Origin of the sequence: Syntrophobotulus glycolicus DSM 8271 (genome assembly GCF_000190635.1) — a bacterium.
In the GTDB taxonomy this organism is placed as follows: domain Bacteria; phylum Bacillota; class Desulfitobacteriia; order Desulfitobacteriales; family Syntrophobotulaceae; genus Syntrophobotulus; species Syntrophobotulus glycolicus.
The window spans coordinates 837,918-863,734 of the sequence record NC_015172.1; the positions used below are offsets into that span (position 1 = coordinate 837,918).

General features: G+C 52.1%; 17 protein-coding genes. 15 read left to right on the forward strand and 2 right to left on the reverse strand.

The window, feature by feature from the left end; genetic code table 11:
- The first annotated feature begins 16 nt into the window (after positions 1 to 16).
- The 15 genes from SGLY_RS04370 to SGLY_RS04435 all read left to right on the forward strand — a co-directional run bounded on the left by SGLY_RS04370 (position 17) and on the right by SGLY_RS04435 (position 18,109).
- A complete protein-coding gene (locus SGLY_RS04370) occupies positions 17 to 1,006 on the forward strand; it encodes an NAD-dependent epimerase/dehydratase family protein (RefSeq protein ID WP_013624080.1) in 990 nt (329 codons plus the stop codon).
- A 33-nt stretch (positions 1,007 to 1,039) separates the two neighbouring features.
- Complete coding sequence (locus SGLY_RS04375; protein ID WP_013624081.1) at positions 1,040 to 2,299, forward strand: polysaccharide pyruvyl transferase family protein; 1,260 nt, start codon at positions 1,040 to 1,042, stop codon at positions 2,297 to 2,299.
- The gene (locus SGLY_RS04380; protein ID WP_013624082.1) at positions 2,299 to 4,026 is read left to right on the forward strand and encodes a YccS family putative transporter; all 1,728 of its coding nucleotides are present in this window, start codon (positions 2,299 to 2,301) and stop codon (positions 4,024 to 4,026) included. The genes SGLY_RS04375 and SGLY_RS04380 overlap by 1 nt, the downstream gene beginning before the upstream one ends.
- A gap of 81 nt (positions 4,027 to 4,107) precedes the next feature.
- Positions 4,108 to 5,418, forward strand: a complete 1,311-nt coding sequence (locus tag SGLY_RS04385; protein ID WP_013624083.1) for a lipopolysaccharide biosynthesis protein — start codon at positions 4,108 to 4,110, stop codon at positions 5,416 to 5,418.
- A gap of 49 nt (positions 5,419 to 5,467) precedes the next feature.
- Entirely contained in the window at positions 5,468 to 6,013 is a 546-nt protein-coding gene (locus SGLY_RS04390; RefSeq protein ID WP_013624084.1) for a metal-dependent hydrolase, read from the forward strand.
- Between the two features lie 31 nt (positions 6,014 to 6,044).
- Positions 6,045 to 7,118, forward strand: coding sequence for a mannose-1-phosphate guanylyltransferase (locus SGLY_RS04395; protein WP_013624085.1), 1,074 nt, complete (start codon positions 6,045 to 6,047; stop codon positions 7,116 to 7,118).
- 14 nt (positions 7,119 to 7,132) lie between these two features.
- Positions 7,133 to 8,530, forward strand: a complete 1,398-nt coding sequence (locus tag SGLY_RS04400) for a phosphomannomutase/phosphoglucomutase (protein WP_013624086.1) — start codon at positions 7,133 to 7,135, stop codon at positions 8,528 to 8,530.
- A 36-nt stretch (positions 8,531 to 8,566) separates the two neighbouring features.
- A complete protein-coding gene (locus SGLY_RS17000) occupies positions 8,567 to 8,998 on the forward strand; it encodes a type I phosphomannose isomerase catalytic subunit (RefSeq protein ID WP_052298604.1) in 432 nt (143 codons plus the stop codon).
- Positions 8,999 to 9,027: 29 nt separating this feature from the next.
- Positions 9,028 to 9,537, forward strand: a complete 510-nt coding sequence (locus SGLY_RS17005) for a class I mannose-6-phosphate isomerase (RefSeq protein ID WP_148228065.1) — start codon at positions 9,028 to 9,030, stop codon at positions 9,535 to 9,537.
- 31 nt (positions 9,538 to 9,568) lie between these two features.
- On the forward strand, positions 9,569 to 10,756 hold the full coding sequence (locus SGLY_RS04410) for an ABC transporter permease (RefSeq protein ID WP_013624087.1): 1,188 nt from the start codon (positions 9,569 to 9,571) through the stop codon (positions 10,754 to 10,756).
- A 19-nt stretch (positions 10,757 to 10,775) separates the two neighbouring features.
- Positions 10,776 to 11,444: an ABC transporter ATP-binding protein gene (locus SGLY_RS04415; protein ID WP_013624088.1), complete on the forward strand. Its 669-nt coding sequence runs from the start codon at positions 10,776 to 10,778 to the stop codon at positions 11,442 to 11,444.
- Positions 11,445 to 11,628: 184 nt separating this feature from the next.
- Entirely contained in the window at positions 11,629 to 11,898 is a 270-nt protein-coding gene (locus tag SGLY_RS04420; protein ID WP_013624090.1) for a hypothetical protein, read from the forward strand.
- A 986-nt stretch (positions 11,899 to 12,884) separates the two neighbouring features.
- The gene (locus SGLY_RS04425) at positions 12,885 to 14,618 is read left to right on the forward strand and encodes a TerB N- and C- terminal domain-containing protein (protein WP_013624091.1); all 1,734 of its coding nucleotides are present in this window, start codon (positions 12,885 to 12,887) and stop codon (positions 14,616 to 14,618) included.
- Positions 14,619 to 15,947: an ATP-binding protein gene (locus tag SGLY_RS04430; RefSeq protein WP_013624092.1), complete on the forward strand. Its 1,329-nt coding sequence runs from the start codon at positions 14,619 to 14,621 to the stop codon at positions 15,945 to 15,947.
- Positions 15,944 to 18,109 (forward strand): DEAD/DEAH box helicase, encoded by a 2,166-nt coding sequence (locus tag SGLY_RS04435; protein WP_013624093.1) that lies wholly within the window; start codon positions 15,944 to 15,946, stop codon positions 18,107 to 18,109. Before SGLY_RS04430 ends, SGLY_RS04435 begins: the two co-directional genes overlap by 4 nt.
- Before the next feature lie 412 nt (positions 18,110 to 18,521).
- Here the strand turns inward: SGLY_RS04435 and SGLY_RS17010 are convergent, their stop codons facing one another.
- Both SGLY_RS17010 and SGLY_RS04445 read right to left on the reverse strand, forming a co-directional pair.
- Positions 18,522 to 19,094, reverse strand: a complete 573-nt coding sequence (locus tag SGLY_RS17010; protein WP_013624094.1) for a hypothetical protein — start codon at positions 19,092 to 19,094, stop codon at positions 18,522 to 18,524.
- Between the two features lie 353 nt (positions 19,095 to 19,447).
- Positions 19,448 to 25,801, reverse strand: coding sequence for an S-layer homology domain-containing protein (locus SGLY_RS04445; RefSeq protein ID WP_013624095.1), 6,354 nt, complete (start codon positions 25,799 to 25,801; stop codon positions 19,448 to 19,450).
- Positions 25,802 to 25,817 lie beyond the last annotated feature (16 nt).

Consider the following 25,817-nt stretch of genomic DNA (forward strand, 5'->3'; position numbering starts at 1 on the left):
TGCTGAGGTTTTGACAATGGAAATTTTGGTTACCGGAGCAACCGGCTTTATTGGCGCCAGGCTGGTAGAAGAGCTGTTGGACAGTGGCTACCGGGTAAGAGTGTTCATGAGAAAGCCAATCGAACATTACCCCAATATGGCCTGGGGGGGAAAAGTTACCGCCGCTGTGGGCGATTTGAAGGACCGGGACTCTATCAAAAAGGCTGTTCAGGGAGTGGATGTGGTTGTCCACCTGGCGGCCCAATTGGGCTCCTGGCGGGCAAAGCAGGAAGATTTTACTGAGGTCAATGACAATGGCACAAAGTTCTTCGTAGAAGAGTCTGAAATGGCGGGGATCAAGCACTTTTTATACATCAGCACCGCGGGGGTATTCGGCAGGTTAAAACAAATTCCGGCTGATGAAACACACCCTTGCAGTCCGCGCTACCCTTATGAACAGACAAAGTTCCGGGCAGAACAATATATTTCCCAAAAAATACGCGAGGGTTTTCCGGCGACCATTATCCGTCCGTCCCATATCTATGGTCCAGGTGATTTAAATATGGTGCCGCTGCTGAAAATATTGCTCAAATTTCACCTGTTCCCGTTAATCGGCGGCGGCAAATCCTTTTTCCAGCCCTTATATATCGACGACCTGCTGAAAGGACTTATTCTGGTGATCGGCCATCGCAATACGGTGTGCGGGAAGCTATACGTGCTTGCCGGCAAAGAGGCCACGACCTTTAGGCAGTATATTCAACTCTCTGCAAAGCTCATGGGAATTCAGGCCCTGATGCCGCGATTTCCCTATGCTTTAGCCAGATTTACAGCGGCGTCCAATGAAGGACTGGCAAAGGTATTCAAGATTGAGCCGGTTCTCACGAGGTTCAGAGTGGATTTTTTGGGCGGACACCAGCGTTATGATATCACACGCTCTCAATATGACTTTGGCTTTCATCCGGAAGTCGGCCTGGAGCAGGGGATGGAAAAGGCCATAGACTGGTATCGTTATCGCAGACTGATTTAAAAATCTGATGAGCTTAGAGGTTAGGTAACTATCATGGGTGGGAAGCAAAAAACAAGAATCGTCCTGTGGAACATGAACTATATCATAGATGCCGGGTCTCCCAATATTGGCGACAAGGCCTTGATGGCTTCCATTATCCATTCGATTAAGGAAACGGGAAGGGAGGTTGAGATCATTGTTTTTGCCAGCGATCCGGATATCGTTCGGCGGGAGTTTGATGTCCGCGGGGTGAAATACAGACCCCGCCAGTTCCAAAGGATCCTTTCCGAGCTGTGGCATTGTGATCTGTTTGTGTTTGCCGGCGGTGAAGTTGTGGTTGACAGGGGCTCCGCTTTATATACTCCGTTTATGCTTCACGCCGCGTTTTTGGTCAAGTTATTCCAAAAAAAGATTATGGGATATGGGATCGGGATTGGGGAACAGCAGGAGATCTCCGGGTTGGGGAAAATTTTGGCGCGCCTCGTTTTCCGCAACACGACCGTAAGTGTCCGGGATAGGAAATCTCAAGAGTCCCTGCTGGCCATCGCCAAACCCAAGCTCGTGCATTGTACTGCCGACCCGGTGATGAACTTGAAACCGGCCGCCAAGGAAGAAATAGAAAGTTATTTGGCCAAGATCGGCGTGGCGAAAAGCGACAGGACCTTAGTGGCTGTTGTCCCAAGGCAGCTTTTAATGCCCCTGAATCAATTTTCTGACCGTGTCTCTAACATTATCCCGATCAAGTTAAGAGAAAAAATCAAATTGACACCGAAAAATTTTCAGGAGAAGATCGCGGCTTTTCAAAAAAACATGGCCGACATCGGTGATTATCTGGTTGACCAATACAAGGCCGAAATCCTGTTTGTGCCCATGTTCAGCGGCTTCATGTCCTATAATGACGATCTCATGTGCAAGGATATCATCAAAAAAATGAAATGGAGCACGAAGGCCAGGGTGGTTGAGAGCAACCTGACAGCGGGTGCCTATAAAGCCCTGTTCGGCAGGATGGATCTTGTGATCGGGTTTCCCTTGCATTCCCTGATTTTCTCTACATCAATGGGCGTACCGGTAATTTCTTTTTCCTATGAATCCAAGGTTGAACGTTATATGAAAACTTTAAAGTTAGAGAGATTTAACTTTGAGGTCAAAGATCTGAACCAGGAAATCCATTTTACTGATGTTGTGGATGCCATCGAAGATGTCATGAAGAACAGGGACAGGATAAAAAGAGAAATCATGCACAACATCACGGCGCTTCAGGAGATTGAACGGGAAAATATCAGATTGTTGCTGCAAGCAGGGGAATTGGAGTAATGTTCAAAAACAAATACGCGAAGATCTTCGCAATCATCACATATTTTATCTTCTCTGTTTTATATTTAGACTATTTGTTATTCCTTAAGAAAGGAATCAGCCTGAATATCGCCTGTTTTTGGGTCATTGTGACCGTGTTAATCGTTACTTTAATTTACCAGATCGTTCAGTTTGATGGAACACACAGGTCGGAGCTTCTGGTTTTACTTGAAGTTGTGATGATGTCGACGGGATTATTGCTGCTGTATGCGATGCCTCATACCGGTCTGTTCAGTCATGACCCCCACTGGGATTATTCTGTCGTCGAGGCCATTTCGGAATATGGCTGGCCCCTGCCCAGTGCCGCTCCAATCATTGAGAGAACGCGCAATCTTGCACAATGGCCTTTGCTGCATATGTTCACGATGATCTTTTCGGAAATCCTTGGAGTGGATTCTAGCGTTGTGGCAAAATATCTGCCCGTTCTTCTGACATCGTTAACCACAATCTTTTTTTACTTCATGATAAAAAACTTGTATCAGAATTTGGTGGCGGCCCTGTTAGGGACATATGTATTCTGCTCTCTTTTCTGGCACGCGTTTTTTCACGCTCTTTTTATCAGAGAAACGATGGCTTATCTGTTTTTCATGATGATTATTTATATTCTGAGTAAACGTCAGGATCTATCCACCAAAATAATATTTATGATTGCGATCTTAGCGGTGACATTTTCTCATCATTTAACCTGCCTGATCTTGATGGTCTTTTCGTTTATTTTGATGATGCTGAAATATTTATTTCCTAAACTGAGCGGCATCAAGATTTTCATGAAATACCAAAAAGATTTTCAGGATAATCATCTCATCAAGTCAAGCAATGCCACTCTTTTGTTTATTACGACATTCATCCTGGCCTATTGGATCTACATCGGTGATTTTACGTTTAAGGTGCTGGGGATTTTACAGAAGGATTTATTCAACCGTTCATACGGCAGTTACAATTTACATCATTACTTTACGGCCAGTACCAGAATGATCCTTGGTTCTTACGGAAACGTTTTGTTTTTGATCTTTGTTTTTATGGTCCTGCTGTACTCCCTGATCAAGGGCAAAGGCCATAAACGGATCGCCGATCTGATTTTCCTGATTTGGGGCGGATTGATTGTAACGACAAGCTATTTATCTACCTCGTTCATGCCCAGGATCGAATTTTCCCGGTTTATTCTTTTCGGTTATCCCTTTTTGATCATCAGTGTTACGGCGGCCCTGGTTAAGCTGAAAAAGCCGATGATTCAATATTTATATATCGTTTTCATGGTTTTTCAATTAATTCTGATCCCGCCGTATCTCTACAATCACTCGTTCACGCCAGAGTATGAATATGGAAGATACAGGGAGTATTTTTTGCCTGAGGAGTATCGGGCCGCAGCTTGGTTCAAAGAGCATGTTCCGTTGAAAAACAACGTTGCCGGGGACTGGACATCCTTTGAATTATTCGGAAGTCAACAGTTTAACGTCTATCACGAAACGGAGGAGGCGGTTCAGATCTTTAAGGGGGACCTTGAGAATCTGGGAACTTATCACTGGCTTATTCTGCGCAGGGAGGATTTTTATGCGGCCAGAGTTGGCAAACCAAGAGTGAATCCCGCGGTAGCGGTTTCGGAAGAAACCTTGAACAGGCTGAACGAGGATCGGAGAATCGCCAAGGTCTATGACAATCAAGAAGTGCTGAACTTTAAGATCAACTGAATTTCTGGAGGAAACGACAGCCGGTTTCTCATTGGCTGAAAAAACTTTTGATGTTTATCTCATTTTTTAGGGGTGGATGATATGGCCAAGCCTGTTCAAGGGACCAACTCAGCGGATTCTCACATGGTCTTAGATTTATGTTTGAAGTGGATCAATAAGCCTCTCTATCATAACGCCATTTATCTGATGCTGAACAATATCATCACTTGCCTGCTCGGCTTTGCCTTTTGGAATATGATGGCCCGGTTTTTTATGCCTGCTCAGGTCGGGATCGGCTCTTCTCTGATCGCGGCCTCAAGTCTCATTGGTGTCCTTGCCGAACTGGGGCTGAGAATCGGGTTGATCCGGTTTATTCCCGAAAGCGGAGAAAACGCGGGACGGCTGATCAATGCCGCTTTCACTTTAGCCGGTGTATCAGCCTTGATCGGGGGCCTGATTTACGTCCTCGGCCTGAAAATATGGTCGCCCGCGCTCAGCTTTATGTGGGGAGACCCCTCGCTTCTAGTCTTGTTCTTGATCTTTACCATCACGAATACCTTGTCCGGCTTAACGGATAGTTCGTTAATCGCGGCCAGGGCGGCAAAGTATGTATTAATGAAAAACACACTGGTTTCGATCGTGAAGATTCCGCTGCCAATCTTTGTTTTGGCCTACCTTGAAGGGTTCGGAATCTTTGCCGGCAATGGCATCAGCTTTGCCGTTGCTGTTTTAACGGCCTGGTTCGGATTTCTGCCCAGAGTATATCAAAGGTATTTGCCGCAGCCGGTAATGGTCAAAGGGATCTTGCAGAAAGTGCTGCCCTACTCATTTGCCAACTATATGGCAAATATGCTCAACCTGTCGCCGCAGTTTATCTATCCCCTGATGGTGTTGAATGTGCTTGGCCCGGAGTACAGCGCGTATTTTTACATTACCTGGATGATGACCATGGTCTTGGTGGTCATCCCGAACGGGGTATCGCAGTCTCTGCTGGCTGAAGGCGCCCACAACCCGCGTGAAATGGGACGCAATGGGCGCAGAGTGCTTTACCTGGCCCTGGGATTATCTGTTCCCGCAGTGGCGGTGATGATGGTGACGGCCGGTTGGCTGCTCCACTTCTTTGGCCCCGGATATGCGGAGAATGGCACTCCTGTGTTTCGCTTTTTAGCACTGGCGATCATACCGCAGTGCGTAAATACGCTTTATATCACGGTGAACCAGATCAGAAAGCAAGGATATCTGATCATTGCCCAGACTGGTTTTCTGGCGATTGTCGCCATTGGGGTGGGGTACTGGTGGTTTGGCCGCGTTGGGCTGGCAGGGTTGGGCATGGCTTATCTGCTGGCCCATTCCGTCCTGGCTTTGGTCGCCATCAGGCCGTTGTTGAAGGCGCTGAAAGAAAAAACAGGGTGACGGCTGCTGGAGGGTGGTGAATTGTTCCTGCAGAGAAAGGGAGGTATTGATGTTTTTATTGGCGCACGCTGGTTTGACGCTCGGCTTTGCCAAGGGTTTGGAAAAGGTCCTGCAGTGCCGGGGCAGGAAAGAATATACGGAATCCATCGATTACAGGCTTGTTTTTGTGGGCTCCATGCTGCCGGACATGATTGACAAGCCGCTGGGGGGACTGATTTTGGGGGACACGCTTGGAAACGGGCGGATATACGGCCATACCCTGTTATTCCTGCTCTTTCTCCTTATTCCAGGCCTATATTTATGGGTGAAGCAGAAGAGGTCGGGCCTGTCTGTTGTGGCCGGAGGCAGCATGATTCATTGTTTTTTAGATGGGATGTGGCACTACCCGGAAACTTTCCTGTGGCCTGGATACGGCTGGAGCTTTCCGAAAGGAGAGCCGGGAGACTGGCTGCGGCTGTGGGTGAGCCTCTTGGCCGAGCCCAGGTACTATATACCGGAACTATTCGGCGGTGCTATTCTGATCCTCTTTTTGACCAAGCTGGTTATTCATAAAAAGTTATCCGGTTTTATCATCAGCGGAAAAGTGAAGCGTTAAAAATTGTGTGGAAGGAAAGGATGTGCGGAGGATGCCTTTTGCGGTAATTATGGCCGGAGGACGGGGGGAGAGGTTTTGGCCCCGGAGCAGGGTGGCTGTACCCAAGCAGTTTTTGAACCTCGTCGGCGATAAAACAATGCTTCAACTTACTGTGGAGCGGGTGCGGGAGGTGGTCGGAATATCCGACACCTACATCGTAGCGGGGCGGGACTTTAAAGAGATGATTCTGGAGCAGGTGCCCCACCTGCCGGAGGAAAACATTCTGATCGAGCCCTTTGGACGGGATACCGCGGCGGCCATTGGGCTGGCTGCTTTGGTCCTGGAGCGGAAAGACCCTCGGGAGGTCATGATTGTCCTGCCGGCGGATCATTACATCAGGGATGTGCCCCGCTTCCAGGAGGTACTGAAAAGCGCGGTGGCGGCAGCCCGGCGGGGGGAAGACATCGTGACGCTGGGGATCACGCCCCACAGGCCGGAGACGGGCTATGGATATATTTTTCAGGGGGAATTGGCTGACACCTTTCATGGGGTGGGGGCATACCGGGTGGCCCGTTTCCTGGAAAAGCCTGACTACGCGAAGGCGGTCGTATTTCTGTCAACAGGAAATTACCTGTGGAACAGCGGCATGTTTATCTGGCGAGTGGATTTGATCCGGCAGCTGATTGAACAGCATACGCCCGGGCTCGCTCAGGGCTTGCGTCTGATTGGACAGGCGATGGGGACAAAACAATACTTGCCCGTATTGGAAGAGATCTATGCCGGCCTGCCTAAAATTTCCGTGGACTATGGGGTTCTGGAAAAGGCGGAAAGGGTCCTGGTGATGCGGGGGGATTTCGGCTGGGACGATATTGGCTCCTGGGCGGCTTTGGAGCGCTACGCGGAAAAGGATGAGCAGGGAAATGTGATCGAAGGCCGGGGGGTGCTGCTGGATACCCGCAATACCTTCATTTATTCCCCCGGCAAGACGGTCGGGGTCATCGGTGTGGAGAATCTCATCGTGGTGAATGACCGTGACTGTCTGATGGTATGCGGCAAAAACCGGGCCCAGGAGTTGAAAAAGGTTGTACAGGCTTTAAAAGACGAAGGCCTGGAGGAAGCGCTATAAGGAGGCATCTCAATATGGGAACGCTGAATGAACAGATATTTCGCCAGTATGATATTCGAGGGGTGGCGGAAAGGGACCTTACGGATGAGACGGTAATCCTCTTAGGGAAAGCTTTTGGAACGGCAGCGATCCAAAAGGGCTCCTATCAAGTCCTGCTGGGGAGGGACAACCGTCTCAGTTCCGAACGCTTGCGGGATGCCCTGGTCAAGGGGCTGATGGCCGTGGGATGCGATGTGCTGGATATCGGTCTGGTGGTCACGCCGGTGCTTTACTATGCCAGGTTTTACTACGCCAGGCTCTGTCTGGGTATTGATGCCGCGGTGATGATTACCGGCAGCCACAATCCGCCGGATGAAAACGGATTCAAGCTCGCCCTGGGCGCCGGGACCATTTACGGAGATGAGATTCAGAAGCTCAAAGAATTGATGCTGGCCGGGGAGTTTCGGTACGGTTCCGGCAGCCTTGAACCGGTAAACTGCATTCCCCCGTATCTGAAGATGCTGAGAGAAAAAATACAGCTTGGTCCCCGCAGGCTAAAGGTAGCTGTGGACTGCGGCAACGGGACGGCAGCCCTGTTTGCCGAAAAAATATTGGCAGACTGGGGCTGCGAGGTGATCCCGCTGTACTGTCAATCCGACGGCTCCTTCCCGAACCACCAGCCGGACCCGGTAAAGACGGCGAACCTGGCAGAGCTGAAAAAAGCGGTGCTGGAAGAGAAGGCCGATCTTGGCCTGGCCTTTGACGGTGATGCGGATCGCATCGGGGTGGTGGATGATGCCGGCAAGGTGATCTGGGGAGATGTTCTGATGTGTCTTTACTGGCGGGAAATCATGCCCAAGTATCCCGGCGCCAAGGCCATCGTCGAAGTGAAGTGTTCCCAGGCTCTGGTGGATGAGGTGGAGCGTCTCGGCGGAAAGCCTTTCTTTTACAAGACAGGCCACTCCTTGATCAAAGCCAAGATGAAGGAAATCGGGGCCGTCTTTACCGGGGAGATGTCCGGGCACATCTTTTTTGCCGACGAATATTACGGGTTTGACGACGCTTTTTACGCTGCCGGCCGCCTTTTGCGGCTCCTCTCTCATTCCGATGGGCCGCTCTCAAAGATGCTCTCGGCAATCCCCAAGTATTATTCGACGGCGGAAACCAGGGTCACTTGCCCGGACTGGGATAAATTCAAGGTTGTCAAGGGGCTGGCTGAGCGTTTTCAGCGGGACTATCCCGTAATTGATGTGGACGGGGCAAGGGTGCTCTTTGGGGACGGGTGGGGTCTGGTGCGGGCTTCCAATACCCAGCCGGTGCTGGTGGCCCGCTGCGAGGCCAAAACTGAAGAAGGATTACAGCGGATTTGCTCGATGATGAAGGAAGCCCTGAGGGAGTTCCCGGAAGTGGAGGACTTTGAATGGGAGGAGTAAGCCTGAGCGGAAAGAACAGAGGAAGAAGGTGCAAAGATGAAACCATATCCCCTTTTATTCGGGCCCTCATTTCAAGAAAGAATCTGGGGCGGCTCGAAGCTGAAAAAAATATTTCACTCTGCTGATTTGGAAGGAAATATAGGGGAAGCCTGGGTAATTTCAGACCATCCCCATGGCAAAAGCTTGATCGTAAATGGGGAGCTCGCCGGAAAAGCATTAAGTGATTTGCTGGACCTTTGTCCCGGGTGGTTTGGCCGTTCGCCCATCAGAAGCTTTCCTCTCTTAGTGAAGTTGTTGGATTCCAGGGAAGACTTATCCGTCCAGGTTCACCCGGATGATGAATACGCAAGCAGAAATGAAAAGGGGGAATCCGGCAAAACGGAATGCTGGTATATTATGGAATCCGAGCCTGGCGCTGAAATTGTATTTGGCCATCAAGCCGCAAAAAAAAAGAATTTATCAAATTAGCGGACGAGGATAAATGGAACGAGTTGCTTGTGCGGATATCTGTACAGCCCGGAGATTTTTTCTTTATTCCCAGCGGTACGGTTCATGCTTTGGGAAAAGGAATTGTCCTCCTCGAAATTCAACAAAATTCTGATCTTACTTATCGAATCTATGATTATAACAGAATAGGGCTTGACGGGAAGAAAAGGAATTTACACCTGGCAAAAGCCCTGGATGTCATGACCTTTGAAGCGGCGCGTTATCATGGAAAACGATCTGCAGGCGGTGAGCCTGGGTTTAAAACGACTTTAGCATCTTGCCGGCATTTTACTGTGGAAAAATGGCTGATCCAAGATTCATGGGATTTATTTTCCCTGGATGGATTTATCTTGATTTGTGTCATTAAGGGCAAGGGAGAGCTTCTTTTCGAGGATAACGCGCTCAGGCTGAGCAAGGGTTCCAGTATCATGATTCCCGTCAATATGGGGACGTATCAAATCAAAGGCAATATTGAAGCGATCGCAAGCTATGTTCACAAAGATGAAGGGATAAGAACATAGATCCTTGTTTTAAAAAGGGAGGCTGAGGAAGGTGTCTTTACTGTTCTTTTCTATTCAAAATGCCTTTCGTAAAAAAGCGGTGGCAGTCCTTGCCGTACTGGGGGTGGCCTTTGGCACCGCGCTCATGACAATCCTTTTTTCCCTCTCCGCGGGGATGGATCACCGGGTGGAAGGCACGTTCAGGGAGCTTTCCAACCGGGTCACGATTTCCGGCAGGGACGCGATCTTTGGCGGGTTGTATTTAGGGATGGGCACCAAACCGATCCCTTCTTCCTCTATTGAGGCCATCAGAGACATCCCCCATGTGGAAAAGGTCTATTCTCAGGTCTCGGTAGTTTTGCGCCCCCAAAATAATGACTACTCCATGCCTTTATTTGGCTATGGCCAGGAAGAGATTCGTGATCTGGCAAATAATCCTTACAATAAAATTATTGAGGGATCCGCGCCCGGCAATGACCAAGAAATGATCATCGGAAAAAGCCTGCAGGAATATATGAATCTGTTGAATTCCCCTTTTGCAATCGGAAAAGTTTATCCCTTTCTTATCCTGGAGGAAGGTCAGGCCAAGAAGCTGGAGTTAAAGGTGGTCGGTCTCTACCAGACCGGCAACGAGGTATTGGACGGGGCCTTCAGCGGTTCTGACAAATTGGCCAGGCAGATCGGCCGCATCCCGGAGGGGAGCGTTTCCGCCATCAATGTCAGTGTGGACGGTGTGGATCATGTGGAGGCTGCCGCCGAGGCCATCAAACAGGAGTTAGCGGGCAAAAAGCCGGAACTGCAGGTGGTGGTGCCCGGAGAGGTTTTAAATCCGGTCAGAAATATACTGGAGGTCTTGGGCAAGTTTTTGATCGCCGTTTCCCTGGTGGCCGTAGTGGCCGGGGGACTGTCCATTATGGTGGTGATGCTTTTGTCCGTGATCAACCGGATGCGTGAGTTTGGTATTCTGAAGGCTCTGGGGTGGACCCCGGCCGATATCATCTTCATGGTCCTGGTGGAGTCTCTGACGCTGAGTCTGTTCGGCGCCGCCCTGGGGATCGCTTTGGGCTGGGCCGGAGTTGCCGTGACCAGGGTTTTCATTGCCGCGGATATCGCCGTTCTCTCAGGGCAGGTCATGCTCAGCGTGTTGCTGGCCGGTATTCTGATCGGAGCGGCGGGAGGGATTTACCCGGCCTGGTGCGCCAACAGCGCGGCGCCGGTCAAGATTCTCAGGGAAGTTTAAGCAGGGAGGTTTTGCTTGGGTGCAGACGGACATTTTGATTTCTGTGAAAAAATTGACCAAGGTTTACGGAAAAGGCAATCTGGCCCTAAAGGTGCTGGACGTGAAAAACCTGGAAATCAGGAGGGGGGAGCTTGTGGCGCTCACCGGTCCCTCCGGGTGCGGGAAAACCACCCTGCTGAACCTTCTGGGCGCCCTGGACCGGCCAACCGCCGGCGACATTTTTTTCGAGGGGCAAAGGCTGGCCTTAAAGAGGGAGGCGGCCCTTTGCGGGTTTCGCCGTAAAAAGATTGGGTTTATCTTTCAGGCCTATCACCTGATCCCCACTTTGAGCGCGCTGAAGAACGTCCTTGCCCCGGCCTTCCCTTTGGGAAAAGATTACCGGCAGCGGGCGCTGGAGTTACTGAGGCTGGTGAGCCTGGCGGGCAAAGAAGGCCGCCGCCCGGGGGAGCTTTCCGGGGGAGAGCAGCAGCGGGTGGCCATTGCCCGGGCCCTTCTGCTGGATCCGGATTTGATCCTGGCGGACGAGCCTACGGGTAATTTGGACTCGGCGACCGGAGCGGGAATCATGGCTTTGCTGAAGAACTTGAACCAACGGGGGAAAACCGTGCTGGTGGCTACCCACGACCAGCGGGTGGCGGAAGAGTGCGACCGGAAGATCAGGATGATGGATGGGCGGATCAGCCAGTAAAGCAGGGTAAAGCCAGACATGATTTTGCAAAGAAGGATACAAGATCTTGCCGGGATGAAACCAAAAGGAGACAGTGATGTGATCGGTGTGATTTTTAGTGATCTGAAAAGAATTTTTTCAGTACCGTTAAGATATTGAGATCAAGCCCGGTGAACAATATGCTTGATCAAGGGGAGGAGAACCGATGATTTCCATCATAAGCGCCATAACCCAGCTTACTGTGAGCACGGTTACCACAGCGACATCCTTGGCGGCCAGGTTCGGCCTGATTGTCACGATAACCCTGATCGCGCTGCTGATCTCAAAGCAGCTGACCGAGGCGGTTTCCATGAATTCAGCCACTTCCGAACTTACTCTGTCCGGCCTATTGGACAGGGTCTTGAATGTTGGGATCGTTCCGCTGTTGATGGTTTTTGTGTCCATTGTGTTCGTCAAAATTTTGCATGTCCTCTAATACTTTGCATGCTCTCTAATACTTTGCATGTTCTCCAGTAAAAAGATCAGGGCAGCTTCAGGCTGTCAGGCATCAAGGCCGTTTGCTTGATGTTATTTATCGAGCAAGCGGCTTTTAGCTTAATATAAAGGAAAAAAATAGATTTTTTAATCTGTGAAATGAACAACTTTAAGACAAATCAGGCGACACCCTACTTGTTTGTTTTTGATGGGAAGAAATTGCTTGCTTATGCAGATTTAAAAACAGCCGATTCTGAGCAAAAAGTCGTCAGGACTTTAATCCCTTTACAGGAAGTACCCTAAGCTGATTAATGTTCACAGACAGCAGTCAAAAGAATTTTGAGGGGGAAATCATCAGTAAAAGAATTATAAGTGTATGACTTGGGGTATCTGGTTGGCCTAGTGCCTGATGCGGGATACACTCATGTTTCCAGAGTTTGCAGCAGGATTGTCCAATGGATCAAGTGGATGAATCAATCTTGATTCTTATACTTCATACACCTTAAGTGGGAATACTTCAAGACTTGAAATTATTGGAATTTTGTGGTATGGTAAGTATGAAAAAAATAATAGAAATGAATAGGAAGTCAGCGGGTGTATTTTCAAAAGAAGATACCTCGCTTTTTACATTGCGAACAGAACGTATGTTTGGTACAATGGACGGAGGAACCAAATTCTCGGGGCATAATCGCAAAGGCCGGCAGATACGGTGGCACACGCACATGAAACAATCGCTTTTTCATCTGCTTCATGGGTATCCAGACAGTTTAAACTGTATCTGATTCAAGAATTCCAGCGTTTGAAAGAGTAAAAGTACAAACGACTTGGCTGGGATTAAGGCCAATCTGGCGAAAATAAATCACCGAATTCATACGGATGCAATCACCGTGCAATCAATCAAATGAAACCTCGGGCAGAAGATTACAGAATAATGGGACTTGAGGAAAAGAGTCGTGAATGATGAGGTATGACGAGGAGTTGTATTCTATGGCAAATATTCATGCGCTCATGACGTTGATCAACAAAATATTCCCCAATGAGAACTGCACCAGGGACAATATCGCTGTGTTCATCCGACGGCTCGCCCTCAAAGATGTCAGTCAGAATCATGAACATTTTGCATCCGTGCAGCCGCCGCAAGAAAATCAGAGCGGCAAGTATTCTCCCGAAAAAATAACACAAAAGCCACCCGCAAGAGGACCGCAATCCGAGCCATACGCGACCTTTAAGAAGATGAGGCAAATTGGCGGTGTTCGAGAGGGATACCTGAGCTATTATGCTGATGATGCTGAGATCTTTTGCAAGCAAGCGCAATTGATGAAGGATTTTACGGATGATGATGACCGGAAGATTCCGCTTGATCCCTACTGCGCCACTTATCTCAAAATGGACGACGCGCAACTGCGCACATATTTTACTTGGCGCACAAAGGTGCGTCAGGGGGTGATTGAGGACACCTCATTATCCTATGCATTTTGTTATGTCTTCGAACTGCTGAATGATGTCGGGGTGAGCAGCCCCGCTGAGGCGATCGGGAAATTGATTGCCCTTTGGACGGCGTTCAGGCGGTATGATGAAAAAATCGATGTCTATTTGCGGGAATGGATACGAGATTATTATGTGGTTCATAAACCACAGTTCGCGGTGGAATTTACGGATCTTAGCCGCGGTTTTCCTGTTCCGTATCACAGCGAAGATGTTGCTTTGCTGGCAAAAGCAAAGTCGTGCAGTTGGGACGATTTGAGAGTGATCGAAGCGTCGTCGTCATTCAGGATCACAAACGGGCAGTTTTACAAAGCCACAGATCAGGCGATGATTGAAAAATGCGCTTGCTTTGTCATACAGGAGCTTGCCAAACTGTTCAAAAGCGGCGGCGTGGATTTGCGAAAAATGTTTTGGGAAAACCGCAGAGAGAAAATATATTCTCTCTTCAGAGGTGCTGTACATAGGAAGACAGCCATACAGCCGATAACGGTACAGCTTGACGACTTTGAAACGATAAAACTGAACAGCAGGGGTTGGTATCGGGAGTATCTCACGTTGACCCAGTACCGGTCTGTGATCGGATACATCCTGAAATCCATCGAAATCAAAATGCGGGAACACTTCGGTTACAAGCGCAGCCTGCAAATGCCGAATATTTCTCAGGTGGAAAATAGTTTGATAAACAGCGAACCGGATAAATTCACTTATTTTACTCGCCCGACAATGGACAGGCTGAAAGTATGGAAAGCAAAGGCCTTCTCCGTCATAAGCGGCACCGAATTTGAGCCGGCAATCGTTCGCGCGATCGCCGAATACTGCAAACTGGCCCATCTCGTCAGCGTAAACGGTGTGGTGAAGGAGATTAAGCCTGTTGAGATAGACTTGAGCAAGCTGAAGGATATCGAAAAAGAACATATGGAAACTGCGGCAAAGCTCATTGTTGAAGAACAGCCGGCGCCGGTGGCTGAAGTCCCACCTCCTGCAGCGGTAGCGCCTGATCTTGAAATTGCGGGAATGGCCGGTTTCGTAGATTCTCTGCCGGAAGAAGGACGAACCCTGTTGATTACTTTGCTGAACGGAGGACAAGTTCCGCCCAACAGCGAATTGCTGATAGAAACAATCAATGCCAAAGCACTTGAGGTGATTGCCGATCACATGATCGACGATTCCGAGAGCGTGCCCTATGTGTATGACGATTATACCGAAGAACTGAAATCATGGTTGGGAGGGCAATAGATGAGTGCAACAAACAAAATTCCGCCACGGGTTGCCGGCACACTGCTGAACGCCTTAAAAGGCGGCGTGGTTCCGCGTACGGGGCTTGGCTACATTACGGTGGGAAGAAAAGATGAGATCGATGCTCTTTTGCACGATGTTGAGACCATTACGATCGGTGGGGCTTCGTTCCGCTTTATCGTCGGGAAATACGGCGCGGGCAAGAGCTTTCTCTTGCAAACAATCCGCAACTACGCCATGGAACGCGGCTTTGTGGTCGTTGATGCCGACCTGTCTCCCGAACGCCGCCTCGTCGGCAATAAGGGGGAGGGCCTTGCTACCTACAAGGAACTGATGAAAAACCTGTCTACCCATACCTCCCCTGACGGCGGCGCTTTGAGCCTGTTGCTCCAGAAGTGGATAGCGGCCCTGAAAACGGAAGTGATGATCGAAAATTCCCTCTCGGCAGACAGCCCGCAGCTCAACGAATTCGTCGAGCTCAAGATCCATCAGACCGTCAATGAACTGGAAACCATTGTGCACGGCTTTGATTTTGCGCGGATTATTTCGCTGTACTGGAAAGCAACGGTCAACGAGGACGACGAAGCAAAGAGGAAAACGCTAAAATGGCTGCGCGGCGAATATCCGACCAAAACAGAGGCCAAACAGGAGCTGGGCGTCGGCGTGATCATCACGGATGACGACTGGTATGAGTACATCAAGCTGTTCTCGATGTTCGTCGTGAAAGCGGGATATAAGGGTATGATTATGATGATTGACGAATTGGTCAATCTGTTCAAAATCCCGAATTCGGTTTCACGGCAGAACAATTATGAAAAGATATTGACCATCTACAACGATGTGATGCAGGGCAAGGCGCAATATTTAGGTGTGATTATGGGCGGCACACCGCAGTGCATCGAAGACACGCGGCGCGGCGTATTCAGCTATGAGGCCCTGAAATCCCGGCTTGAATCCAGCCGTTTTGCCGATGGCGCTACCCGCGATCTGCTGGCGCCGATCATCAGGCTCAAAACCCTTACCCCCGAAGAGATGTATTTCCTTGTGCAAAAGCTGGAATCTATCCATGCGCTTGTGTACAAATATGAGCCGAAGCTAAAATCGGAGTCCCTGCAGTATTTCATCAAAACGGAGTTTGCACGGGTTGGCGCAGGACAAAACATCACTCCGCGTGAAATCATCCGGGATTTTATTGAGATCCTGAATATCATTCTCCAAAATCCTGAAAAGTCATTGGAAGGCATTTTAGGCGGGGAAAATTTTGAATATGCCGCATCGTCTGCAAACGACGAAAAAATCCAGGAGGAGTTTAAAGGATTTGAGATATGAACGCGTTCGAGAAGCTGGCCCCGTTTATTCAAGACTACATTTACCGCAACAACTGGGAAGAACTGCGTGAAGTCCAGGTTGCGGCCTGTGATGTCATCTTGCATACGGATAACAACCTTCTCATCGCGACACCGACTGCATCCGGCAAAACAGAAGCGGCGTTTTTGCCGGTGATTACTGAGCTGTATCACAAACCTTCCAGCAGCGTTGGCGTATTGTACATCGCCCCTTTGAAAGCCTTGATTAACGACCAGTTCGTGCGCATTGAGGAATTGCTGGAAGAAGCCTATATTCCTGTAACCAAGTGGCATGGCGACGCGTCGCAATCCCTGAAAAACAAACTGCTCAAGAATCCGAAAGGCATTATGCAGACCACCCCGGAATCCTTAGAGGCGATGCTGATGAAAAGAAAACAGCAGGCGATGAAGCTGTTTTCCGACCTTCGCTTTATCATTATTGATGAGGTGCATCATTTCATCGGCGAGGACAGAGGGGTTCAGCTTCTTTCTCTTCTGGAGAGACTGCAGAATCTGATCGGCTTTTCGCCGCGGCGCATCGGCCTCTCCGCTACGCTGGGCGATGGGCCGGCGGCAGAACAATGGTTAAACAGCGGGACGCCAAGAACCTGTGTCACGCCGGATGTTGGGACAGAAAGACGCAAGGCGATGATCATGATCAGTCATTTTTATACGTTGCCTGGTTCTGTTGATCAAGAACGCCAAAGTGCCCTGGGATTTTTCGAGTCGCTTTACAGCCTGACGCGAGGAAAGAAAAGCATCGTTTTTTCCAACTCTCGTTCCGACGTGGAACGCAACATGGTGAACCTCAAAGACATCGCGGAAAAACGCCGGGAGCCCGATGTGTTTCTGGTCCACCACGGCAGTATTTCCGCTTCCAACCGCGAGTATGCCGAAACGCAAATGAAATTTTCTGATCTGCCGCTTGTAACGGGAGCGACCGTTACCTTAGAATTGGGGATCGATTTAGGCGACCTGGAACGCATCGTGCAAACCGGCTGCCCGCATTCGGTGGCCAGTCTGGCGCAAAGACTCGGTCGCAGCGGCCGCCGCGGCGGGGTCTCGGAAATGTGTTTTCTTTTTGAGGAAGAAAAGAAATCAGAAGGCATCGAGTTTTATCAAGCCATCAACTGGCTTTTTGTAAAATGTATTGCCCTGATTGAATTATACCGGGAGAACTGGCTGGAGCCGATTGCCGCGGATCGCTATCCCTATGGCGTTTTATACCATCAAACCATGAGCTTTCTTTACAGCCACGGCGAAGCGAAGCCTGAGCTGTTGGCGCAGTCGATATTGAGCGAGGCGGTGTTTGCCGATGTTTCTCAGGAAGATTACAAAATCTTGCTGCGTGATATGCTGGAAAAAGAGCAGCTGGAAAGAACCTCTTCCGGCGGACTTTTAGTCGGCGCCAAAGGCGAAATCCTGACAAATCATTATCACTTTTATTCTGTTTTTGAAAGCCCAGCCGAATATTCGGTGCGAGACGGTTCCCAGGAAATTGGGACATTAAGTAAGCCGCTGCCGCCGGACACCACGTTTGTGTTAAGCGGGAAAACTTGGTCAGTCGTTGAAGTTGATCAAGAACAGAAGATCATTGATGTCACAAGTGCCAAAGGCAAGCCGCCGACTGTTTGGGACGGCACCGGCGGCGGCTTTGAACATACCAGAGTCCTCCAAAAGATGCGTGAGGTTATCGCAGGCCCTACGGAATATCCGTATCTTCATCCGAGCGCGGCATCCCGTCTGAACGAAATACGGCTGACGATACGTCAGACACGGCTGTTAGAAAACCCGGTGTTTGAAATTTCTCCGGACACCTTCGGCCTTGCCTTGTGGCTTGGAACGAAGGCGGCAAACGCGCTCGACCTTGCGCTGACGGTGCTGTTACCCCAGCGACAGTATACGCCCCCCTACTGGCCGTTCCTTATTGTAAAAAACGTCGGACGCGATGCGCTCTTGCAAGCATTAGAGCACATCAAAACTGTGCCGCTGTCCATCAGCGACTTAAGGATCCCTGACGGGATAAAGGTCGAGGGAAAATACAATGATTTCGTTCCGCCGGAATTACTGAGGAAACAATATGCCGCCAAAACCATTGATATTGCGGAAATGCAGCGGGAGATGACCAAGAACAAGGAAGAATGAGGCTGAGAGCAGAATTGGAAGTCTCCTTGTTCTCATTTTGAAAACTACCCGGATACTTTGATCTATACTTTTAAAGAACGCGTTGAATAGATAAATATTTATACCCATTATCGGAGAACCGAATCGTGTAAGCATTGGTAATATACACATTTTTATATGAATCATCAACGTAATAATCAACTGTTAATGTTAAAGTATCATCATTTAGTTGTTCTTTTTTTACTAATTTAGGAAAGCGGGCACCGCCAAATCCACCTAACCCGCTAGCGATAAATTCCTTTGTCTTTGTATCGTAGTGTAAGTAGGCTCCGGTTTCGTTGTTTACTTTATCTTTTTCATTTCTTATCCCCCGGCAGTATAGGGTATTTACCGATTAAAATAGAAAATAATCAATTCGGAAAGATCTGCTCTGTCAGCCTTGCCATAAGTTTTTTACACTGCCTAAGCCGCCGGTGGTTGAACCTTTCTTCGCAAAATGAGAATAAACCTGCAGATGATTCAAATATATCGTTGATAGATCCTGTCTGCCTAATGTGGTCAGATCCCGGATATTGTTTTTCAACATCTCTAAAAAATTACTTCGATCAGTTAGCCCCATAGTTCCCGTCTCTGGTGGCAGAGAGGAAAGGCCGGAGCTTTTATCAGCATGGCAATAGGCCTCTAGAGCGCGCATCTCTACGAGAGAAGCATCGGACGGATTAATATGATTGATGTAAATTTTTTGTTCAAATTTATTTCCCTTTTCATCTACGCCCTTTGCCAGCACGACTGGATTATCCGTTGATGATTCATCTGCGTATTTGATATAGAAAGACAGTCCTGTACCATTTCCGCCGGAATACAGCATATCGTCTGTTTTTAAATAAACGACCTGTTTTTGAATATTGGAGTTCACAGCAGAGAAATCCGCCGTCTTATGATTCCCGAAATTTGCATTTTCTCCAGGCGTTCTTGTAAAATTGATAGAACCAAACGAAATATTCATCCTTTTCCTCCTTGTAGAGCGCACGTTTGTGCGTTTTTGGATATCTTTCGCAGAAAGTTGCAGAATATGATCTTGGACGGTAGGGAAAGTCAATACGAAATCATTATCATTCTTTTCTAAACATTTTGTCAAGATGGTTTATGTTTTGTCCAATTTGAGCAAAGAAAGATAGGAGACAGAGCGATTTTTGCTCTGCCTCCTATCTTTTTTGTCTTAACTGTTACTTGGTTTTTCTCACGCCGTTTTCGTTCACCTCATACTCATCAGCTTTGGTGCTGACCGCTAAAGAACCGTCGGCATTGAAGCAATACCACTTGCGAATAGCGTTTGTTGTTGCCGTTCGCGCCGATGTCTCACCAGCCCCTGAGCATCTTGTTGCCGGAATAGAAGTGCCAGCTGCCTGAATCGTCTTTTACCCAGCCGGTTTTCAGGGTACCGTTGGCATTAAAGTAATACTTCACGCCGTCGATGGTCTGCCAGCCGGTGAGGGCCTTGCCGTCCTTGTAGCAGAGCCACTGTCCGGCGTCGTTTTTCGCCCAGCCCTGCGCCGTGGCGGGGTCGATAGTCAGCTTAATATAGCGGTGGAGCATGGCGCTGACTTCCGCGCGGGTGGCACTGGATTTCGGATTGAAGCGGTTGTTAGCGCCACCCATCATGATACCTGCCTGCTGCATGGCCGTGACCGCCGTTTTGCAGGTGCTGCCGATGCTGCTGTTGTCCGCATAGGCGGTTGCCTCGCTGGTAACGGGCAGGGTGTAACCGGTGGCTTTCGCGTAGTTGGTGAAGATCACCGCGATTTCCTCACGGGTAACGGCCCGTTCCGGGGCAAACTTCCTGTTGCCGATGCCCTGAACGATGCCTTTTTTGTACGCCCACTCAATGTAGGGCGCGTAGTATTGGTCCGTCGCCACGTCGGTGAAACTGCCGGCGGTGTATGCTTTCACATCAATACCGGCCAGCCTGCCGAGGGCTGTCACCAGTATTCCCCGCGTGATGGCGGTGTTGGGAGAGAAAGCGGTATCGGAGGTTCCGCCGAACAGCCCGCGCCCGACCGCATCGTCAATGCTTTCCTTTGCCCAATGCTTTGTGACGTCGGTGAAATTGGTTGATGGAGCTGTATAGCCCACACCGTACACCGAAAAGTGATTGGTGCGGCAGATCACGCTCCCGCTGTTGGTGTCATAAGAGGAATCGGCGATGCGATTGATCCGGCCCTTGGCGTCCACATAGACAGCGTACAGATAGCCCGCCGCCTCATTTTCGCCCGGAGCAGAGGGAATGGAAAGCGTCACGCTGCCGCCGCCAAGGCTTGTGAAGCTTACGGCTTTGCCGTCCTTCACCATGCTCAGGGTAAGATCATAGGCATTGCGAACACCCGTGACCGTCGCGGGCTTCACCGTGATGGTCACGTTGCCCGTACCCTGCTTTTGCAGCTCCGAAAGCACCTGCGCGTCAAAGGAAAGGGAGATGGGCGTGCCTGTGAGCTCAAAGTGCTTTGCCCCCGCGCTCACCAGCCGGTTCAGGGCGGCGCGCTCCAGCGTGACGGTCAGCTCTGCGGCGGAGGGTGTGTCCAGCTCAATCCTTGCGCTCACGCCATAAGCGGCGCGGTTTTGCGCTTTGGCTCCCGCCTGCGCTTTTTCAAGGGCGGCTTTCACTATGCTGTCGGTGACGGCATAGGCGGCTTGTGCGGCGGTTCCCGCCGTTTTTCCTGTGACGCTGCCGATGGTGGGCTGGTCGGGCTGTGCGGTGGGGGTGACGGTAACCTTCGGGGCGCTATAGCTTGAACGGCGGCCGGAATGACTGCCGCCCGTATAGGCAGTCGCCGTAACGGCGATGGTTTTCTGGACCGTGGTCTGGGTCTGGGCGCCCTTGGACACAGTGACGGTAAAGACATAGCTGCCGTTTGTGCCCGCCCGATTGGCCGAGGTGCCGGCCACCGGCGCGGTATAGCTCGCTTTGTTGACGGTTACAGTAACACTGCTGTTGCCTACCGCCGTTTCCGCCGTGGCTTTCAAGGTGTTTTCAATGACAGTCTCGCTGGTTGCCGCCGCCTGGGTCATGCTGCTGTAGGGGGCGTTTTCCGCCGCCGTTTTGGCGGCGGCTACGGTGGCGATATCCGGATCGGCGGCCACCGTCAGTGTGACCGTGGTGTTTACATTGACGGGATTGCTTTTGGCGGCGGCGGTAATGGTGAACGCGCCGCTGACATTCCCCGGCAGCGTAAAGGCGGCGCTGCCGTTCGTCGTATCCGCCGGTGTGACTGTAAGGGCGGTGTTATCCGGCGTTTTCGCCGTGACAGTCACCGCCGGATTCGACCAGGTATCCCAGCCTGTAACGGTGACGGTGACGGTCCGCGCGGACGCGGAGAAGGGCGCGCTGTAGGATATGCCGCTGCCGCTGATACCGGTTTCCGAGGGTGTGACGGTCAGCGCGGAGGTGGAAAAGCTGATCAGGTATACCCCCGGCGCGCCGGTTTGTCCGGCCAGTCCTGTCAGGGTGGGCAGCTTATCCTCCTCCAGCGTCCATATGCTTGAGGTGTTCCATGTATAGGCGCTGTCCCAGTTGGCGGCAGTATTCCAGAAGCCGCCGCCGAACAGGACGACGGAGGTCAGGGCTGTGCCGTCGTTATACGCGCTGCCGGCGCTTGCGCAGGTCATGCCGCCGTAGGCGTAATTATTGCTCAAGACGCTGCTGCCAACATACCCTGCCACAACACGCCCGACAGCGGAGTTGCCGGAAACTGTGGGGTTCAGTGCGGCGCAGTCTCGCACCGTTCCGCCATCAACCTTTCCCGCCACGCCGCCGACAGTGCTTGTGCCGCTGACGCCGCCGGTGCTGTAGCAGCTTTGCACCGTGCCACCCTCAACATACCCCGCCACGCCGCCGACAAACCGGTTGCCGCTGACGCTGCCGGTGCTGTAGCAGCTTTGCACATTGCCGTAAAAAACATACCCCGCCACGCCGCCGACATCATCTGTGCCGCTGACGCTGCCGGTGCTGTAGCAGTTTTGCACCGTGCTGTTAATGCCAACATACCCCGCCACGCCCCCAACACATACGATGCCGCTGACGCCGCCGGTGCTGTAGCAGCTTTGCACCGTGCCACCCTCAACATACCCCGCCACGCCGCCGACATAGCCGCTGCCGCTGACGGTGGCAGCACTATAGCAGTCTGTTACCGTGCCAAAAACAGATCCTGTGATGCCGCCGATACCATTGGTGCCGCTGATACTGCCGGTGCTGTAGCAGTTTTGTACCGTGGCACCGGCGCCGAGATACCCTGCCACAGCGCCGACAGAGTCTTTGCCTGCTATATGGACGTTTATTACACCAAGGTCAGCAACCGTGGTGCCGGAACTGATCCAGCCAAACAGCCCTTGGAGACCGTCGTCGGTGCGGTTGATAATCAGTCCGGTAATGGTTTTACCGTTGCCGTCAAAGCTTCCCTTAAATTGATTAGTGGAATTGCCGACCGGCGTCCAGCCCTTGCTGCTGTCGGCGGCCGCGTAGCCGGACAGGTCGAGATCGTTTGTCAGCTTGTAGTATACCGTGTTGGTGTTGTAGGTGCTCTGCGCTGTGGGATTCCCCTCGTTCACCAGCTTGGCCAGTGCCGCAAGCTGGGCGGCGGTGGCAATTTGGTAGGGGTTTGTGTCTGTGCCCCCGCCGTTGAAATAGATCCCGCTGAGATGCGCGGGCAGGGTATCGTCCTGCCCCGGCATACACTCGGTCGTGCTGCCGCTCTTGAACAGGACGGGCAGCTTACCGGCGGTGTACGACCAGCCGCCCGTCGCCGTAAAGCGGCTGGAAAGCGCGGTATCCGTATTTTCCGTAAGCTGGGCGGCGGTTGTGTCCGCGCCGTTCTCACCATTCGCCGCGCCGCCGGTGACAGCGGAACCGTTCACCGTCATGCCGGCAAAGGCGATGTTGCCCGATAGACTCCCTAAATAACTCATCGCCACACGCCGGACATCGCCGCTGCCGGAAACCGAGGGGTTCAGCGCGGCGCAGTCCAGCACCTTGCCCTGAGAAACATCCCCCGCTACGCCGCCGACAGAGCTTCCGCCGCTGACGATGCTCGTGCTGTAGCAGTTTTTTACCGTTGCGCCGACGTTATAAACACTCCCCGCCACGCCCCCGACATTCTCGCCGCCGCTGACGCTGCCCGTGCTGTAGCAGTTTTCTACCGTTGCGCCGACGCTATAAACACTCCCCGCCACGCCCCCGACATTCTCGCCACCGCTGACGCCGGCCGTGCTATAGCAGTTTTTTACCGTTGCGTTGATATAAACATACCCCGCCACGCCCCCGACAAAGCGGCTGCCGCTGACGCTGCCCGTGCTGTGGCAGTTTTCCACCGTGCCGCCAGAACCGCCAGAAACATGTCCCGCCACGCCTCCGACATTCTGGCCGCCGCTGACGCTGGCATTGACCACGCCGAGGTTTTGCACCGTGCCGCCGCTGCCGATAGCCCCGAACAGCCCCTGATAGTTGGCGCTTCCGCGGCTGATGGTCAGGTTGGAAATCGTATGGTTACCGCCGTTAAACTGCCCTAAAAACTTATTGGCACTATTCCCGATCGGTGTCCAGCCCGCTCCGCTGTCAGCCGTTGTATAGCCGGACAGGTCAAGGTCGTTTGTTAGTTCGTAGTACACCGTGCCGGCATTGTAGTTTGTATTCCCCTCGTTCACCAGCTTGGCCAGTGCCGCAAGCTGGGCGGCGGTGCTGATTTGGTAAGCGTCGCCGCTCGCGCCCGTGCCCCCGGCGAAATACGTTCCGCTGATATGCGCGGGCAGGGTAGCGTCCTGCCCCGGCATTAGCTCCGTGGCGCTGCCGCTCTTGAGCAGGACAGGCAGCTTACCGGAGGTGTACGACCAGCCGCCATCCGCCGTAAACAGACCGGAAAGCACCCCGCCGGTATCCGCCGTGAGGTCGGCGGCGGTTGTGGCTGCGCCGTTTTTATTTCCCGCCGCGCCGTCGGAGATGGTTTGATCGATGCCGTTCACCGTCACCGTCATGCCGGAAAAGGCGATGTTTAAGGAGAGGGAGCCGTAAACAGACCCCGCTACGCGTCCGACATTCGTGCTGCCGGAAACCGAGGGGTTCAGCGCGGCGCAGTCTTGCACCGTACCGCCATAAACCCACCCCGCCACGCCGCCGACATAGTTGGCTGTGCCGCTGACACTGCCGGTGCTGTAGCAGTCTTGTACCGTGCCGCCAGCAACCACCCCCGCCACGCCGCCGACATCATCTGTGCCGCTGACGCTGCCTGTGCTGTAGCAGTTTTCCACCGTGCCGGCAACAAGCCCCGCCACACCGCCAACATCATCTGTGCCGCTGACACTGCCGGTGCTGTAGCAGTCTTGTACCGTGCCGTCATTAACCCACCCCGCCACGCCGCCGACATAGCAGATGCCGCTGACGCTGCCTGTGCTGTAGCAGTTTTGCACCGTGCCGCCATTAACACGCCCCGCTACGCCGCCAACATAGCTGCTGCCGTTGACGCAGGCATTGACCACGCCGAGGTTTTGCGCCGTGCCACCGCCGATATAACCGAACAGCCCCTGAAAGTTGTCGCCGCGGTTGATGGTCAGGTTGGAAATCGTATGGTTATCGCCGTCAAACTGCCCCAAAAACATATTTGTATCAGTCCCGATTGGCGTCCAGCCCGCTCCGCTGTCGGCGGCCGCATAGCCGGACAGGTCAATATCGTTGTCCAGCTTTAAGTACACCGTGCCCGTTGTTGTGCCGAGGAATGTGCTTTCCAGCCGCCCCGCGTTGGTCAGCGCCGCAATTTCGGCCAGCTGTGCCGCAGTGCTGATGAGAAACGGGGCTGTGGACTGCGCGCCGCCCCCGATGCTGCGCAGCAGCATACGCTGCTGCTGCTGCGCCTTCACCACCACGGCGATGTGGGGCGGCTCCTCCGTGGTGCGAAAGCCCTCGGCCAGCTGCGCCGTAAAGATATAAAGGCCTTTGGCGGTCGCGTCATACTCCGGCTCGGCGCTCCACGTCACGGGAACCTGTGCCGCTTCTCCCTCCACGGTGGCGGCAAGGGTCTGTGGCAGGTTCAAATCCTCAAGCGCCGTGCCGTTTTCCACTGACTGCCAGCGGACCTCGTCTTCAAGCGCGTCAAAGGCGGTCACGATCCCGCGGGCCGCTGCCGCGCTCACCGTCGCGCCCACCGTCACGGTGATGACGGGAGGCTCGGCGCTGAGCGTAAAGCCCTCTATTTCGGCGGTGAAGGTATAGGTACCTGCCGCATCGCCGTCATAGTCAGGCGCGGAAACCCAGGTGACCGGAATGGAAATTTCTGATTCCGTGACTTCCGGCGCAGTACCGTCGCCGCTTTCCTCCGACGTGACGGCAGAGCCTGCGGCAGCCTGAGCCGATTCGCCGGAATCCGGAACAGACTCTCCCTGTTCCGCCGGTTCAGACTCCTCCGACTCAGCTTCTTCCTGCGCTTGTGTGCCCGTCGCCGTGGCGATCCGCACCGTGGCGTTCAATGTGCCCGGCAGCGCCAGATCCTCCAAAGCGGTTCCGAGGGCAGTCTGCCTGTCCGCAACCTCCGCCGGCAATGCTTCAAAGGCGATGATCTCGCCGGCCCCGCCGTCGGTTCCGTCAGCCTGTGCCGGAGCCGGCGTCATGCCGAATACCATCAGGGCAGACAGCACAAGGGCTGTCAGCCTGTGGCGTGGTTTGTGTGTATTCATTGGGGTCTCCTCCCTG